The following is a 16,249-nucleotide window of genomic DNA, read 5'->3' on the forward strand; positions in this document are numbered from 1 at the left end:
GCGTCAAAGAAACCTGGAGGCGACGTAAGGAGTCGGTATCGCACAGGCGTACCGATAGAGTGACGTCTCACGTCGTTCACGTCAAGAGCCATCGGTCACCGGTGTCCCACCCGCAACAGGCCTACCGACCGGGTGCGCCGGGTCTACTGATCACGGATCTCGGAGACCAACCAGCGACCATCCGCCTTCTCCATCCGCACCAGCAACGGCGCTGCCGCACTCCCCTGCGCCACCCCGTCACCGGTCGCGCTCACGTTGATGTACGCAGCGACCTCGGCCTTGGACTCGTCGATCATCCGTGCTCCGATGTGCGCCACGGTCACCTCCGTCACGGTCCGGGTCTGCACGGCGGCCTCCTTGGTGACCTGGGCAGTCGAGTCGAATTCCTCGCGGCGTTCGTCGGTGAGCAGTTCGCGGATCTCGGCGAAATCCTCGTCGATCGTCTCGAAGTTGTACCCGTGCATCGCCTCGATCGCGTGCGCGGCGGCCTCGGTCACCGCGGTGGTCTCCGCCCGGTCGGCCCACGCAATATTTCCATCCGACGTTCCGGGCCGGAAGGCCGCGACCACCGCGAGCGCACCCAGCAGGACGGCGACCACCGCCACGGCGAGCACCGGCATCCAGCTCGGTGCCGATCTTTGCCGGTCATCGGGCTGGTCCGGTGGGTACATCTGCTGGGAGGCGTCGGCATGCAGCCGGTCATAGGTCTGCAGCGGAGTCTCGCCCGCACTCGGGGCGGAAATCTCTTCAGGATCGACCGTCTCGTCCGGCCCAGCCTTCCCGTCCGACCCAGCCTTCCCGTCCGGCCCAGCCTTCGCATCCGGCCCAGCCTTCGCATCCGGCCCAGCCTTCATGTCGGCGCCGTCCGGCCGGGCCGAGCCGACCGCGCTATCGGAGCTGCCGGTGGCCGGACCGGTCGAGGCGGACACGTCGGCCTGCTCGACGCGATCGGCTTCGCGACTCGAAGAATCCAGGCTCGAAGAATCCAGGCTCGAAGAATCCAGGCTCGGGGTGACCGGGTCGGTACTCGGCTCAGGCCTGGTACGGGACGCGCCGGCGATCTTCGGTCGACGGCGCGGCGGCCCGGGGTTGCGTCGCTGCGGTGGCACTACACGTTCTCCTTCGTCGGCTCGCTGCTGTCACTGCTCGTCGAGCCGTCACTGCTGGTCGAGCCGTTGCTGCAGATGGGGACGTTGTTGCAGGTCACGGCGTTGCGGCACCCTCGGGTACCGGAGCGGGCTCTGCCGGCGCCGGCTCTCCCGGTACAGGCTCACCCGGTACAGGCTCAGAGGGAGCAGGCTGTGTGCCCGCGGTCGGGCCCTCCTCCATCGCGACCGACCCGAGCGGCTCGATCGTCACCGCTTTCCAGACGTCGCCGTCCTTCGCCATCGACGCGTTCACCGAGACCTTGTTGACCACGTAGTTCTCGGGAGTGGTCGTGCGCACCGCGAGCACGACGAGTGCCTTTGCCACGTCGTCGTCGGTATTCAGTTCGGTCAAGGATCCGAAGAGCACCTCCGCCGACATGCTGGTGCCGGTCGCAGTGACCTGGTCGCGGATCTGTTGTTCGGTCGCGGCGAGATCGCCCAGCAGCGCGTCGCCGGTGATCGACGAGCGCATGTTGTCGAGCGACGCATCCACATCCTGCGCATCGACACTGTTGAGGTTGATCGTTGCCTGGAACGCCCCGGCCAACGCGGCATCGCGCGTTTCGGCCTCCGAACGATCGACGATCAGTGCCTTCGCCCACCCGAACCCGAACCACACGACGGCCACGAGGGCGACCACCGCCAGAGCGCTCACGATCGACAGGGCGACAGTTCTTGCTCTCACTCCAATAACCTACTCACTGCTCATTTCGGGGTGACTCCGAGAAGCGGCGCCAACTGCGTCGCTATCGGATTCAGGTTCAGCTTGTCGGGGTCCTTCTTCGGGATGAAATCCCACGGCTGGATGGTCGCGGGATCGGCGAACACGATCCGGTTCGCACTGCGCACACCCGTCACGCTGCCTTGCGGCGCCTCACACGACGCTTCCGTGTTGAACGGGAAGTCCTGCTGGTGATCGTCGAAGTTCGGATTCTCCGCGCGCATCTGCTCGATGATTTCGTACGTTCCCTCGTATCCCAGGGTGCACGACGGCGGGTTGTTCGTCTCCAGCACGATGCCCTGCCTCACCGTACCGTCGCCGGGGGCGACGGTACCGGCGCTGGCCGCCACAGCCGGAAGAAACGCGAGCAGTGGCTGCAGTGCGATCGCCTGCGGCGCAAGAGTCTCACCGAGCGCAGCGAGGTTGGTCAGGTCAGCGGTCAGTCCCGGACCTGAATCCGCGATCAGTCGGCCCAGCTCATCGCTCGCAGAGGTTCCTGTCTCGATGAGCCTGCGGATGTCGGGGTCGCTGTCGCGCAGTTGAGCGGTGATCAGGTCGAGATCGGAGCTGAACTGCTCGATTGCGGACGACTGCTCGGACTGGGTTTCGAGCACGGTCAGGCTGTCCCGAATCAACGTGACGGTCTGCGGCAGGTATTCGACACCCGATTCACTGAGCTGGGCGAGCGAGTCGACGAGAATCTGCAGCTCGTCGCCTCGACCGTCGAACGCCGCGCCGAGTTCGGTGACGACGGTGTGCAGTGCCTCCTTCGGCACCGAACGCGTCAGCTCGTTCGTACTCACCAGCAGGTCTTCGACGGGCACAGGAAGATCGTCGGCCGTCGATTCGATGACCGATCCCTCGACCAGGTACGGGCCTTGGTCGGTGGGTGGTCGTAGATCGACGTACTGCTCACCGATCGCGGATCGGTTCGCGACCACGGCCCGAGCCGATGCCGGGATCTGCGGCCCGCCGTCGTCGAGATTCAACTCGACATCGATACCGTCGGCGGTGAGCGAGAGAGCGCCCACCCGCCCGACCGGAACGCCTCGGTAGGTGACCTCCGCATTCTCGAACACACCGCCCGAACTCGGGAATTGGGCGTTGACGGTGTACTGGCCGAAGCCCATGAGATTGTCGAGCCGAACGTAACGGGCGCCCACGTACACCACGCCCAGCAGCGCGATGACGACGAATGCCACGAGCTGAATCCTCACCAGCCGCGATCTCATCTGCCACCCCCGATTCCGAGCTGATCCATCAGGCCCTCCAGCGGATTGGGCGGAGGCGGTGCGGGCGCACGGCTGTCGCCGGCCTCAGCGACCCCGGGGATCTCGACACCCTCAGGCAACGTGACACCTTCGGGAAGGGTCAGGAGGTCGGGCAATGTCGGTGCGGGCAGTAGCGGTACCAACGAGACCGTCGGCCACCCCACATGCGGTCCGTTTCCGTTGTAGTACGGGTTGGACGGGTCGACGAGCGGCTTCGGGTTCCCGAACTTCGGCTCTCGATAGACGGGGTCGCCCTGCCCCACACCGAGTGAGGCGAGTGCGTCGCCGATCTGCAGGTCGACGAGGAGGAACAGGTTCATGGAACCGCCGACGATGATGTCTTCGACGCTGTCCGGGAACGGCACCGTCGGGATGAACGACAAGGACTGCACGAGATCGTCGCCCGACGCAGCCAGCGCCTGGAGAGTCGGGCGCAGCGCGAGCAGATCAGCGATGAGGTCGTCCTTGGACTGATCGAGGATATCGGTGCCGACCGTTCCGAGCCGGTCGAGCTGCACGAGGAGTTGTGTGAGCTCGGGTCGCTGCTGTTCGAGCACCTCCGTCGCCACCGGGAGGTCGTCGAGGATCGCGGCGACCTGATCGTTCTGCGCTGCGACCCGCTCGGACAACGCGTCGAGGCCGTCGATCGCGCGGGTGATGTCGTCTCGCTGCTGGTCGAGTCCGGTGATCAGGGATTCTGCCTCTTCGATGAGGCTGCGTGTCGTGCCTTCCCGCCCCTCGAATGCCGTCGACAGCTCTTCGATCACGGGGGCGAGTTGACCGACACCTCCACCGTTGAGCAGCAATGACAGTGCCCCGAGGACGGGTTCGATCTCGGTCGCGTGACGTGTCCGTTCGAGCGGGATGGTGGCGCCGTCCACTAGTTCACCCGACGCGGGCTCGTCCGCCGGCGGAGCAAGCTGCACGAACTTCTCGCCCAGCAGACTGCTCTGCTCGACCACGGCGAACGTGTTGGCGGGTAGGTCGGCTTCGGAGTTGAGGACGATCTCGACGTCGGCAGTCCATCCGTCCCCTGCCACGCCGATCGATTGGACCCGCCCCATCGGCACGCCGTCGACCTTGACGGTCGACTGCGGCACCAGATCGAGGACATCGTCGAATTCGATGTTGACCCGGATCGGATCGTCGCCGAGATCGGCGCCGCCGGGAAGCGGAATATCGTAGATGCCACCGCAACCCGCGACCGTCATCGCGACGACGCACGCCCCCACACCGACGAGCGTCGAACGCGGCAGGCTCGTGCTTCCATGTGTCACCGTGCGCCTCACTGGCCCCCCTCTTCGCTCAGGTCCAGCCGCGGCGACACGACACCCGGCACCGTACCCGGGACGACCTGCCGCTGGATGTTCTCGCCGCTCATGATGCCGAACGGCAGGATCAGGTCCGGGGACCTCGTGTCCTCGGTGATCTGCCCCATGACGTCGCCGCAGCGGTCGATCAAGGGCTGCATCTGCCGTCCCAGCGCTTCGAACTCGGGATCGCCGGGCATCAGCTTGCCCACGTCGATGAGCTTGCAGATGGCCCCTGCCGGATCCTCCAGATCCGGCAGGACCAGACGCGACGACAACGAACCCGATTCTGCGTCGTACGAGTTGACGAGGTTGCTCACCGCGAGCGGCAGCAGCGTCAGGGAGTCCACGAGAGACTGACGATTGTTCGCCAGATTCTCCGTGACGGGAACCAAGGCATCGACGTTGTCCTTGACCGCTTCCTGGTTGTCGCGCACGAACGTCGTGACGTCCCCGAGTGTCATCGAAAGCTGTTCGAGAGCTTCACCGAGGTTCTGGCGTTCCCCGGCGAGAAATCCCGACAGATCGGCAAGTTGAGTGTTGAACTGCCGCACCTGCTGGTCGTTGGCCGCGAGCGCGCTCACGAAGATCTGCAGGTTCTCGATGGTTCCGTAGAGATCACCGCGCGATTCGTTGAGCGTGCGGGCAGCAGCCGAGAGCTGGTCGATGCTCTGGCCGAGCGCCGCGCCGTTGCCTTCGAGGTTCTCGGCACCGACCTCCACGAACTCGGTCAGCGCACCGTCGGCGTTCGCCCCCTCCGGTCCGAGGGCCCGCGCCAGCTCGTCGATGCTCGCGTACAGCTCGTCGACCTCGACGGGAGTAGCGGTGTGTTCGCGGTCGATGACGGCGCCGTCGCTCATCGTCTCGCCACCCGAGTAGGCAGGGGTGAGCTGGACGTAGCGGTCGGCGACCACGGAGGGCGTGATCTGCACGGCCCTGGCGTCGGCCGGGATGTCCACTCCGCGAGCGATGCGCATGGAGACCTCGACGATCTCCCCTTGCGGTTCGACGGAGGTGACACTGCCGACCTCGACGCCGAGAACCCGTACGTCGGATCCTTCGTAGATGCCGACGGCCTTGTCGAAGTACGCGGTGATCGTCGTCGTTCCGGCGCGGGCGAACACCCACCACAGGCCACCCGCGACCACGAGCGCCGCGGCCACTGCGAGCGCGATCAGCGCAATGCGTCCGCGGCCGCTCCGCTCCGGGGAATCGGTGTTGTCGGCGTGTGCCATCAGTTCCCCTCTCCCAAGGTGCGACCCGGCTCTCGGTATCCCGGAATCTCGGGCAGACCCGGCGGCGTGAGGTTCACGACGACCTGATCGAACCAGCGGCCGTTGCCGACCACATTGGAGTACAGACGCACGAACGGCTCGTACAGCTTCATGGCCCTGTCGAGGTTGTCGTTGTTGTCCTGCAGGATCTGCACGACGCCGCGCAGGTTCTCGAGAGCAGGACCGATCTGTTCCTGGTTCTCCACCACCAGCGCCGAGAGCTCCGTGGAGAGCCGCTTGGTTCCGTCGAGCAGCTGCGAGATGGCCTGTTGCCGATTGTTGAGCTCGGTGATGAGCAGGGCTCCGTCGCTGAGCAGACGGTTGAACTCGGTATTCCGGTCGGCGAGGATCTGCGACACATTGCCCGTGGCTTCGAGGAGCCGCTTGAGTTCCTTGTCGCGACTCGCGATCGTCTCCGACAGCCTGCTCACGCCGTCGAGAGACGCGCGGATGTCGTCGGGAGTCTCCGAGAACGCGCCGGCCAAGGTCTCGAAACTCGTTGCGAGCTGGTCGGAGTCGATGTCGCCGAGTGTCGTGGCCGCGGACGAGAATGCCTCGATCACGTCGTACGGCGAGACCGTGCGGTCCAACGGAATCCGGTCGTCCGGGTCGAGGACCTCGGCACCGCTCGGGTTCAGCGCGAGGTACTTCTGCCCCAGGATCGTCTTGATCTGGATCGATGCCGAGGTGTTGTCGCCGACCCAGGCGTCCTGCACTCGGAAGGACACGATGACGCGATCACCTTCGAGTTCGACGGCGCTGACCGTACCGACCTTGACGCCGGCGATGCGGACCTCGTTGGTGGCCTTGAGCCCTGCCGCCTCACTGAACTCGGCTTTGTAGGTCGCCCCGGCGCCGACGATCGGCAACGAGTCGAGAAAGAATGCGGACAGTGTTGCCAGCAGAATCACGACGATGCCCAGGGCACCGGCGGCTGCCGGACTGCGGCGTGTACTCATCGTCCCTGCAACTCCTGCATCCCGTCCTGCGAGCATCGCTGCGCCGCATTCGTGTAGATGGGCTGATTCACGGTGGGTAGCCCTGTGGGGAGGTTCAGGTACGGCACCGAACCGGGGCCGGCGATGATGTCGATACCGCACAGGTAGAACTGGAACCACGACCCGTAGCTGGCGACACGGCCGAGTTTCTCGAGTTTGACGGGCAGGTTCGCGAGCACGTCGTTCACTTCACCGCTGTTCGCATTGAGGTTCGCGGTCAGCTCGTTCAGCGCGGTGATCGACTGGGTGACCGACGGGCGGGTCGGTTCCAGCACGTCCGCCACCGCGTCGGTCAGGCCCGCGAGTGACTGCACCGACGAACCCACCGTGCCGCGGTCCGCTGCGAGACCGCTGACGAGCGCTTGGGTGTTGACCAGGAGCGAGTCGAGTTGTTCGTCGCGCTCGTCGATCGTCGTGAGGACGGTGTTGAGGTTGTCGATCACGGCACCGATCACGGCGTCCTTGTCGGCGATCGTGTTGGTCAGGCTTGCGGTGCTGCGCACGAGATCGCCGATGGTGCCAGCTTCGCCTTGGAAGACCTGGATGATCTGGAAGGACAGCTTGTTGACGTCGTCGGCGCTGAGCGTTTGGAACAGCGGGCGGAATCCGTCGAACAACGTCGTGAGGTTGACTGCCGGCCGAGTCCGTTCGATGGGGATGGTCTCCCCTTCGGTCATGCGCAGCCCCTGGTCGCCTTCGCCCTGTCCCAGCGCGATGTAGCGCTGGCCGACCAGATTCCGGAAACGCAGGGCCGCGGTCGACGTCGCAGGAAGCCAATCGCGTTGCTGGAGTGAGAACGTCACGCGGGCCTGGCGTTCGTTGACGATCGCGATGTCGTCGACCTGCCCCACCTTGACACCTGCGATGCGCACGTCGTCGCCCTCGTTGAGTGAGGTCACGTCGGAGAACACGGCATGGAACTTCGTCCCTCCGCTACCTCCGACGGTCGCGATGGTGGCTGCGAGGACACCGGTGGCGAAGATGGTGACGACAGCAAAGACGATCAACTTGATCAGTGGTGCAGCAAGGCCTCTCACTGGAAGCTCACCTCCGTACCACGAAGTGCGGGTGCGCCCAGCCGTGTCGTCCACCCCGGGACGTCCTGCGGTGCGATACCGGTGGCCTGGCCGTAGATCACGTCGAGGGTGTCCTGTTCTGCACGGGACCCCTCGTACGAGACCGGGGTCGCGGCGTCCGGCCCGGACAGCCCGATGATGGTGCTCACGTCGTCGGGCACACCAGATCCTTCGGGTGCCGGAAACATCGGGATCGACGCGGGTCCCGGGTTACGGGAGGGCACCTGGTAGGAGCCGTCGTTGACCGAGCCACCGGGGTACTGGGGGAAATGCCGGCCCGGTTCGGTGACCTGGTCGTAGCAGGCGGGTCCTCGAGTGTCGAGCAGACGCGGTTCGTCCTGGTTGGGCAGGTAGCGGCCCTTGGGGTTGGTGAACTGGATGTTCGCGCGCGCGCCGGGGAAAGGATCGTCGGCGGCGAGCAGTTCCACCGCGGCGGGCTTGGCTTCGGCGAAGCCCCGGAACGTGCATTGGAACGACGGCGAGTACCGGGCGAGCAACTGCAAGGCTTCCTTGGAGTCCGCAGCGATGCTGATCAGCGAGTTCGCGTTGGTCTGCAGAAAATCTGCGGTCGACGCGGAGGCGCCGGTCGCGCTGGCCAGCAGGGTCTGGATCTGGTTCTGCTGCTCGACGACGGTGCCGCCGGTGGTCCGGAGGTTGTCGAGTGCATTGATGAGGTCGGGGGCAGCCTCGGAGTAGGTCTGAGTGAAATCGGCGAGGCCGCGCAAGTCTTCCTGCAGGGTCGGCAGTTCCACGTTGACCTCTCGGAATATCTGTTCGAGGTTGTCGACGGTCCGGCCGAGCGTCTCGCCTCGGCCGCTGAGTCCCTGTGCGAGTGCACCGAGGGTGTTCGCGAGGTCCTGCGGAGGAATCGCCTGCAGCAGGGGGAGCAGTCCGTCGAGCACCTCGCCGAGTTCGGCGGTCTTCTCGCTGGTGTCCTGCACCAGGACGTCGCCTGCCTGCAGCGAACGGCCGGGATCGTCCGGGATGATCAGCGACACGTACCGCTCACCGAAAAGCGTCTTCGGCAGCAGCTGCCCTGTCGAATCGGCGGGAATGAGGTCGGCCTGGTTCGGGTCGATCGCGAGGTGCGCAGTGACCTGATCACCCGAGGCGCTCGTCGATCGCACCTCCCCCACGATCACACCGCGCACCTTCACATCGGCGTTCTTGGGGAGCGCGTTGCCGATGCTGTCGGTGAGGAGTTCGACCTCCACCACCTTCTTGAACGTCTTGTTGTACATCGCGATGGTGCCGGCGATGAACAGTGCCAAGACGAGGAAGAACACCAGACCGAGCATGCGCCGCCGCAGCGTCGATGTGTCGCTCATCCCGCCACCCTCACCGTCGTGCTGGTCCCCCAGATCGCGAGACTGAGGAAGAAGTCGAGCACCGCGATGGTGACGATCGCGGTCCGCACCGCACGCCCCACGGCCACACCGACGCCTGCGGGACCGCCACTCGCGTGGTACCCGTAGTAGCAGTGGATGAGGATCAGCACGAACGCGAATATCAGTACTTTCGCGAACGAATAGAGCACATCCTCCGGTGGGAGGAACAGATTGAAATAGTGGTCGTACGACCCTGCCGACTGCCCGTTGAACATGGTGCTGATCACCCGTGTCATCAGGTACGCGGCGAGCAGGCCGACGATGTACAGCGGGATGACCGCAACGAAGCCGGCGATCATGCGCGTGGTCACGAGGAACGGCACCGACGGAACCGCCATCACCTCGAGGGCATCGATCTCCTCACTGATCCGCATCGCGCCGAGCTGTGCGGTGAAACCACAGCCGACAGTGGCCGACAACGCGAGCGCGGCGACGACCGGCGCGAGCTCACGGGTGTTGACGTAGGCGGACAGAAAGCCTGTGAGCACCGACGATCCGAGCTGTTCGAGCGCCGCGTAGCCCTGCAGGCCTACGACGACGCCGGTGAACCCGGACATCATCGCGATGACGCCGATGGTGCCGCCGATCACAGCGAGGGCACCACTGCCGAAGGTCACCTCGGCGAGGAGCCGAAGAACTTCCTTGCGGTAATGCGTGATCGTTCGCGGAATCCACGCGACCGCCCGCGCGTAGAACGACATCTGCTCGCCCGCGCGGTCGAGAATGTTCAGCGGTGCGCGCAGCACTCTCCGGCCGCGGATCAGGAAGAGATCTCCGCGGCCCTTGGCGATTGTCATCGGTTCAGGACCCCTTCGCCGGAACGACCTGCAAATACACCATCGTCAGGATGAGATTCGCAAAGAAAAGCAACAGGAATGTAATGACGACGGTCTGGTTCACCGCTTCGCCGACGCCCTTCGGGCCGGGACCCGGGTTCAGTCCCTTGTACGACGCGACGACGCCGGCGATGACACCGAAAACCGCCGCTTTGAGCTCCGCTACATAGAGGTCGGGAAGCTGCGCCAAGGCCGAGAACGATGCGAGGTACGCCCCCGGGGTCCCGTCCTGGAGGATGACGTTGAAGAAGTATCCACCCGCGATACCGACGACCGAGACCAGTCCGTTGAGGAGCAGGGCCACCAACACCATCGCGAGCACACGCGGCACCACCAGTCGCTGGATCGGGTCGATGCCCAGCACCTTCATCGCGTCGATCTCCTCGCGGATGGTGCGAGATCCGAGATCGGCCGTGACCGCGGAACCTGCCGCGCCCGCGATCAGCAATGCGGTCACGATCGGGCTGCCCTGCTGGATCACTGCGAGCACGCTCGCTGCGCCGGTGAACGATTCCGCACCGAGCTGCTTGATCAGCGACCCGGTCTGCAGCGACACGACAGCACCGAACGGGATCGCCACCAGCGCTGTGGGGAGGATCGTGACGCTGGCGATGAACCAGGCCTGCTCGATGAATTCCCGGAACTGGAACGGACGCCGGAAGGTGTTGCGTACGACGTCGACGAACAGTTCGAAGATGTTCCCGGCTTGGGTGAGAGCGCCGTGCACCGGGCGCACGAGCGAGGTACTTCCCCCCATCTGTTCTCCTACTTAATGCTTGATGCCGTGAGGCTGGTTGTATCCTTCGGGCGAGTACGCGGGAATCACCTGGGTGTCGTCGTCGCGGTAGTCGTGCTGAGGGTAGGCAGACGCTGTGTCTTCACCGTCGAGCGATTCGACGATCGCGGCCTGCGCCGCCGGCGGAAGCGTGTGCAGGATCCGACGCACACGTGCCTGACGCCGCCCCACCGCCTGACGCACCGGCATCCCCGGCGTGGCATGCATCTGCGGAACGATGCCCTCCACATCTTCGACACCGCCAGCGTGGTGCCCGGCGTCCACGAGCGCCTGCTCGTGAGCCATCTGCGCCTCGTCCTTCTCCTCCGACATCCCGATCGGACCGATCATCGTGCCGTTGAGGAACTGCTTGACCACCGGCTCATCCGAGGTGAGCAGCACCTCACGCGGACCGAACATCACCAACTGCCGACGGAACAGCATGCCGATGTTGTCGGGCACCGTGCGAGCCAGATTGATGTTGTGCGACACGATCAGGATCGTCGCATCGATCTCCGCGTTGATATCGATCAACGTCTGCGAAATGTACGTCGTACGCACCGGATCGAGACCCGAGTCCGGCTCGTCCACCAGGATGATCTCGGGATCGAGCACCAACGCGCGGGCCAGCCCCGCACGCTTGCGCATACCACCGGAGATCTCACCGGGAAGCTTGTCTTCCGCACCGAGCAGACCCACGAGCTCGAGCTTGCTCATCACGACCTTGCGGATGTCCGACTCGGACTTCTTGGTGTGCTCACGCAATGGGAAAGCCACGTTGTCGTACAGGTTCATCGAACCGAACAGTGCGCCGTCCTGGAACAGCACTCCGAACAGCTTTCGGATCTCGTAGAGATCCTTGCTCGAGCACTGCAGGATGTCGGTGCCGTCGATGACGATCGTGCCCTGCTCCGGCCGCAGCAGACCGATCAGCGACTTGAGGAACACCGACTTGCCCGTACCGGACGGACCGAGCAGCGCACTCACTTCACCCGCGGGAAGCGTCAACGACACGTCCTGCCAGATTCGCTGCGAGCCGAACGACTTGGTCAGCCCCTCGACGGAAACCTCTACGCCCACGATTACCTCCACACTGTTTCGACGCCGTCCACCCCTGTGGGTTGGGCCACTCTATCGCATCGAAGTGGTGCCTGTGACAGGGAATACTACTTATGAGTAAGTTGGCAAATCGACACTTTGCACATAGGAGCACTTACGCCATGACCTGCGCCGATACACAGTCAGTACGGTATTCGACAAGCCTCCGGAATGCGCAGGGAACACGCGGGCAATTCCGATTCGGGGATATTCTCGGCACACACGCGAAAGCCGCCCCCACGGATTCGAAATCCGTGGGGGCGGCTTTTGCGTTCACGCCACCACGCGAGAGCAACTCCCGCGCGAATGAGGAACCGTCCTACTTGACGGTGACCTTGGCGCCGGCCTCTTCGAGCTTGGCCTTTGCAGCCTCGGCAGCATCCTTGGCAACCTTCTCGAGGATAGCCTTCGGAGCACTCTCGACGAGGTCCTTGGCTTCCTTCAGGCCCAGGCCGGAGACGAGCTCGCGCACGACCTTGATGACCTGGATCTTCTTCTCGCCGGCACCTTCGAGAACGACGTCGAACTCGTCCTGCTCTTCAGCAGCCTCGGCAGCAGCGGCCGGAGCACCGGCAGCAGCGACGGCAACCGGAGCAGCAGCGGTGACCTCGAAGGTCTCCTCGAACGCCTTCACGAACTCCGAGAGCTCGAGCAGGGTCAGTTCCTTGAAAGCGTCGAGCAGCTCTTCTGTGGTGAGCTTCGCCATGGTGGCGGTCCTTCCTGATAAGTCCCATGTCGCTGATCCGCGACCGATTGGGAGGGTGCACGCCGAAGCATGCGTGGATGTATCTGTTTTCGCGGTGATGCAGATTCGCGGTGATGCGGATCAGCGTCAGGCGGCTTCTTCGGCCGCCTTCTTCTCCTGCAGAGCGGCCGCGAGGCGAGCCACCTGGGAAGCGGGAGCATTGAACAGGCCGGCGGCCTTTGCCAAGTTGCCCTTCATCGCGCCGGCGAGCTTGGCCAACAGAACCTCGCGGGACTCGAGGTCCGCGATCTTGTTGACCTGGTCCACGGACAGCACGTCGCCGTCCATGTACCCGCCCTTGATGACGAGTGCCTTGTTGTCCTTTGCGAAGGCCTTGAGAGCCTTCGCAGCGTCCACCGGCTCGCCCTTGACGAACGCGATGGCGGTCGGACCGACGAACAGATCGTCAAGACCCTCGACGCCCGCCTCAGCGGCGGCACGCTTGACCAGGGTGTTCTTGGCGACGGAGTAGGTCGCACCCCCTCCGAGCGCGCGACGCAGCTCGGTCAGACTTCCCACCGACAGACCACGGTATTCCGTGACCACAGCGGCCGTCGAGGTCTTGAACTGCTCGGTGATCTCCTCAACTGCGGAGACCTTCTCGGGCTTTGCCATACTTCGCCTCCTCTCAGTTACAGTCGTTTTCCCGGCGTCCCGAACGGGACGTCCCACCTGCGACAGGCGTTGGGCCGAGAAACGACGAACGCCCCGGCGCAGGGCACACGGGGCGTAGAAGGAAAAGGCGGTGAATCGGCTTCTTACCCGAAGGCTCGACGCGCGAATTCTCTCGCATCTCCCTAACCTCGTCCTCCTGCGTGGGCCGCCGGACAAATCCGGACCTTCAACCTTTTCCGCATGCGGAAAAGGTGACCAACGGTCTTGGGTAGAACATGATCGGGGTGAAGATCGGCACAATGCCGAACTACACGCTGAACAATAGCCGATGAACCGGCGGGAATGCAAAACGGTCGGCACGGAGGTGATCCGTGCCGACCGCTCGTTGCGTTCGTAGAACGACCGAAGGTGCTACCGAAGCCTATTCGGCGAGCTCGAGGAGGTTACGCGTACGCGCCGGATCCACCGGGATGCCCGGTCCGGAGGTCGTCGCGATCGTGACCTTCTTGATGTAGCGACCCTTCGCGCTCGACGGCTTCACACGAAGCACCTCGTCGAGGGCAGCAGCGTAGTTCTCGATCAGCTTCGTCTCGCCGAACGACGCCTTGCCGATCACGAAGTGCAGGTTCGAGTTCTTGTCGACGCGGAAGTTGATCTTGCCGCCCTTGATGTCCGTCACAGCCTTCGCGACGTCCGGGGTGACCGTACCGGTCTTCGGGTTCGGCATGAGACCACGCGGGCCCAGAACACGAGCGATGCGGCCGACCTTGGTCATCTGATCCGGGGTCGCGATGGCGGCGTCGAAATCCGTCCAGCCACCCTGGATCCGCTCGATCAGGTCCTCGGCACCGACGACATCCGCGCCGGCAGCCTCGGCCTCAGCGGCCTTCTCGCCGACAGCGAAGACGACGACGCGCGCGGTCTTACCCGTGCCGTGCGGCAGGTTCACCGTGCCGCGGACCATCTGGTCCGCCTTGCGCGGATCCACACCGAGGCGCATTGCGACCTCGACCGTGGCGTCGTAGTTCTTGGACGTCGTCTCCTCGACCAGCTTCGCTGCATCGAGCGGGCTGTAGAGGGTGTCCGGATTGATCTTCTCGGCGGCGGCGAGGTAAGCCTTGCTGCGCTTTGCCATGTTGTTTCCTAACTTCTCACCGGTAGGTGAATGGTTCGGGAGTGGTGCGGGCCTGGCCGGCCCTCCCACACTTGCCTGGTGGAGGTCAGCCCTCGACGGTGATGCCCATCGAGCGTGCCGTGCCCGCGATGATCTTCGCGGCGGCCTCGACGTCGTTGGCGTTGAGGTCTTCCTGCTTGGTCTTCGCGATCTCGCGGACCTGATCCATGGTCACCTTGGCGACCTTGGTCTTGTGCGGCTCGCCGGAGCCCTTCTGCACACCAGCAGCTTTGAGCAGCAGCTTGGCAGCCGGAGGGGTCTTCAGCTTGAAGTCGAACGAGCGGTCTTCGTAGACCGTGATCTCGACCGGCACCACATTGCCGCGCTGCGACTCGGTCGCCGCGTTGTAGGCCTTGCAGAACTCCATGATGTTGACGCCGTGCTGACCCAGCGCGGGGCCGACCGGCGGAGCCGGGTTGGCCGCGCCGGCCTGGATCTGGAGCTTGATGAGCCCGGCGATCTTCTTCTTCTTGGGGGGCATCTCTATTCCTAGTTTCTTGCTCGGTGTGGTTCTTGCGTATTCCTACTGCAAGCTTTCGTGTGTCGAAAGGATCGGCAGATCAGAGCTTCGAGACCTGCGTGAAGGACAACTCCACGGGAGTTTCGCGACCGAAGATCGACACCAGGACCTTGAGCTTCTGCTGCTCGGCGTTGACCTCGCTGATCGACGCGGGCAGCGTGGCGAACGGACCGTCCATGACGGTGACCGACTCGCCGACCTCGAAGTCGACCTCGATGGCCGGCTTGCTGGCGGCGGATGTCTGCTCGCCTCCCGCGGAAGCACCGGCGGCGGGCTTCTTCTTCGCCTGCTGCGGAAGGAGGAACTTCACGACCTCCTTGATCGTCAGCGGCGACGGCCGAGACGTGGCGCCGACGAATCCGGTCACTCCGGGCGTGTTGCGCACGGCGCCCCACGATTCATCGTTCAGCTCCATGCGCACCAGGATGTAACCGGGCAGCACCTTGCGGTTGACCTGCTTACGCTGACCATTCTTGATCTCGGTGACTTCTTCGGTCGGCACCTCGACCTGGAAGATGTACTCGCTCAGGTCGAGGTTCAGGACACGGGTCTCGAGGTTGGTCTTCACCTTGTTCTCGTAGCCGGCGTACGAGTGGATCACGTACCAGTCGCCCGGCTCGAGGCGCAGCTGCTTCTCGAGCGCCTCAGCAGGATCGACCTCGTCGGCGGTCTCGGCATCGGCTGCTGCGCCCGCCTCCACCGATTCTTCGGTCGCGGGGTCGTCGACGACCTCCTGGTCGACGATTGCCTCGTCGACAACGACCTCGTCCGAAACACGCTCGTCGGGCGAGGGCTCGTAGGAGTCGTTCTCGGGGGTGCTCACCGGGGCACTTTCCTCTCGTCGATCACAATTTGCCGGCGCGCGTACGCGCTAGCCGAACAACCAGTTGACGCCCTGACCGAATGCCAGGTCCAATCCGAAGATGAACGCGGTCATGACGGCCACGAATACAACAACGACAATCGAATAGGTCGTCAGCTGCTTACGATTCGGCCAGATCACCTTGCGGAGTTCCGCGATGACCTCGCGGAGGAATCGACGCAGGCGCTTGAAGATGTTCTCGGGTTTCTGCTGACCCGACCGGTCTGCCGCCTCGACCGCGGATCGGCGGGTACGCGGGCCCTCGGCATCTACAGAAGGCGATGTCTGTGCGCCGGAACGGCGAACTGCGCGCTTACCACTCGGACGCGCAGCCGAAGAGGGAGCGTCGGGGGTTGCGCCGGTTTCCGTTCCGGCATCACCGGGTGCAAACCCTCCGGTGTCGCCGTCGCGCCTACCGCGCTCCTCGCTCACATCGTT

At 64.4% G+C, this 16,249-nt stretch carries 17 protein-coding genes; all 17 read right to left on the reverse strand.

The annotated features are described in order from the left end of the window. Positions 1–143: 143 nt before the first annotated feature. Positions 144–1,109 carry a hypothetical protein gene (locus ACFWCF_RS16370; protein WP_378563231.1) on the reverse strand — a complete coding sequence of 322 codons (966 nt, stop codon included), beginning with the start codon at positions 1,107–1,109 and terminating at the stop codon, positions 144–146. 94 nt (positions 1,110–1,203) lie between these two features. Beyond that, positions 1,204–1,806, reverse strand: a complete 603-nt coding sequence (locus tag ACFWCF_RS16375; protein ID WP_378563541.1) for a hypothetical protein — start codon at positions 1,804–1,806, stop codon at positions 1,204–1,206. Positions 1,807–1,853: 47 nt separating this feature from the next. After that, positions 1,854–3,101 (reverse strand): MCE family protein, encoded by a 1,248-nt coding sequence (locus tag ACFWCF_RS16380; protein ID WP_378563233.1) that lies wholly within the window; start codon positions 3,099–3,101, stop codon positions 1,854–1,856. Continuing rightward, positions 3,098–4,351: an MCE family protein gene (locus tag ACFWCF_RS16385; RefSeq protein ID WP_378563544.1), complete on the reverse strand. Its 1,254-nt coding sequence runs from the start codon at positions 4,349–4,351 to the stop codon at positions 3,098–3,100. The genes ACFWCF_RS16380 and ACFWCF_RS16385 overlap by 4 nt, the downstream gene beginning before the upstream one ends. Positions 4,352–4,425: 74 nt before the next feature. Next, a complete protein-coding gene (locus ACFWCF_RS16390; protein WP_378563236.1) occupies positions 4,426–5,685 on the reverse strand; it encodes an MCE family protein in 1,260 nt (419 codons plus the stop codon). After that, positions 5,685–6,683 carry an MCE family protein gene (locus ACFWCF_RS16395; protein ID WP_378563239.1) on the reverse strand — a complete coding sequence of 333 codons (999 nt, stop codon included), beginning with the start codon at positions 6,681–6,683 and terminating at the stop codon, positions 5,685–5,687. The genes ACFWCF_RS16390 and ACFWCF_RS16395 overlap by 1 nt, the downstream gene beginning before the upstream one ends. Further along, positions 6,680–7,759, reverse strand: a complete 1,080-nt coding sequence (locus ACFWCF_RS16400) for an MCE family protein (protein ID WP_378563242.1) — start codon at positions 7,757–7,759, stop codon at positions 6,680–6,682. The genes ACFWCF_RS16395 and ACFWCF_RS16400 overlap by 4 nt, the downstream gene beginning before the upstream one ends. Continuing rightward, positions 7,756–9,126, reverse strand: a complete 1,371-nt coding sequence (locus tag ACFWCF_RS16405; RefSeq protein WP_378563245.1) for an MCE family protein — start codon at positions 9,124–9,126, stop codon at positions 7,756–7,758. Before ACFWCF_RS16405 ends, ACFWCF_RS16400 begins: the two co-directional genes overlap by 4 nt. Beyond that, positions 9,123–9,983, reverse strand: a complete 861-nt coding sequence (locus tag ACFWCF_RS16410) for an MlaE family ABC transporter permease (protein ID WP_378563248.1) — start codon at positions 9,981–9,983, stop codon at positions 9,123–9,125. Before ACFWCF_RS16410 ends, ACFWCF_RS16405 begins: the two co-directional genes overlap by 4 nt. A 4-nt stretch (positions 9,984–9,987) precedes the next feature. Further along, positions 9,988–10,779, reverse strand: a complete 792-nt coding sequence (locus ACFWCF_RS16415) for an ABC transporter permease (RefSeq protein WP_132471730.1) — start codon at positions 10,777–10,779, stop codon at positions 9,988–9,990. Between the two features lie 12 nt (positions 10,780–10,791). Continuing rightward, positions 10,792–11,880 carry an ABC transporter ATP-binding protein gene (locus tag ACFWCF_RS16420; protein ID WP_378563547.1) on the reverse strand — a complete coding sequence of 363 codons (1,089 nt, stop codon included), beginning with the start codon at positions 11,878–11,880 and terminating at the stop codon, positions 10,792–10,794. A gap of 334 nt (positions 11,881–12,214) precedes the next feature. Beyond that, the gene (gene rplL / locus ACFWCF_RS16425; RefSeq protein WP_378563251.1) at positions 12,215–12,601 is read right to left on the reverse strand and encodes a 50S ribosomal protein L7/L12; all 387 of its coding nucleotides are present in this window, start codon (positions 12,599–12,601) and stop codon (positions 12,215–12,217) included. A 126-nt stretch (positions 12,602–12,727) separates the two neighbouring features. Further along, positions 12,728–13,255: a 50S ribosomal protein L10 gene (gene rplJ, locus ACFWCF_RS16430; protein WP_378490305.1), complete on the reverse strand. Its 528-nt coding sequence runs from the start codon at positions 13,253–13,255 to the stop codon at positions 12,728–12,730. 421 nt (positions 13,256–13,676) lie between these two features. Continuing rightward, the gene (rplA, locus tag ACFWCF_RS16435; protein ID WP_378563254.1) at positions 13,677–14,390 is read right to left on the reverse strand and encodes a 50S ribosomal protein L1; all 714 of its coding nucleotides are present in this window, start codon (positions 14,388–14,390) and stop codon (positions 13,677–13,679) included. Positions 14,391–14,475: 85 nt separating this feature from the next. After that, positions 14,476–14,910, reverse strand: coding sequence for a 50S ribosomal protein L11 (gene rplK, locus ACFWCF_RS16440; protein ID WP_330151368.1), 435 nt, complete (start codon positions 14,908–14,910; stop codon positions 14,476–14,478). Positions 14,911–14,989: 79 nt separating this feature from the next. Continuing rightward, positions 14,990–15,772, reverse strand: a complete 783-nt coding sequence (nusG, locus tag ACFWCF_RS16445; protein ID WP_378563258.1) for a transcription termination/antitermination protein NusG — start codon at positions 15,770–15,772, stop codon at positions 14,990–14,992. Positions 15,773–15,820: 48 nt separating this feature from the next. Then, positions 15,821–16,243, reverse strand: coding sequence for a preprotein translocase subunit SecE (gene secE / locus ACFWCF_RS16450; protein ID WP_378563261.1), 423 nt, complete (start codon positions 16,241–16,243; stop codon positions 15,821–15,823). Positions 16,244–16,249: the final 6 nt, after the last annotated feature.

The sequence above is a fragment of the Rhodococcus sp. NPDC060090 genome (assembly GCF_042729855.1).
Classification (GTDB): domain Bacteria; phylum Actinomycetota; class Actinomycetes; order Mycobacteriales; family Mycobacteriaceae; genus Rhodococcus.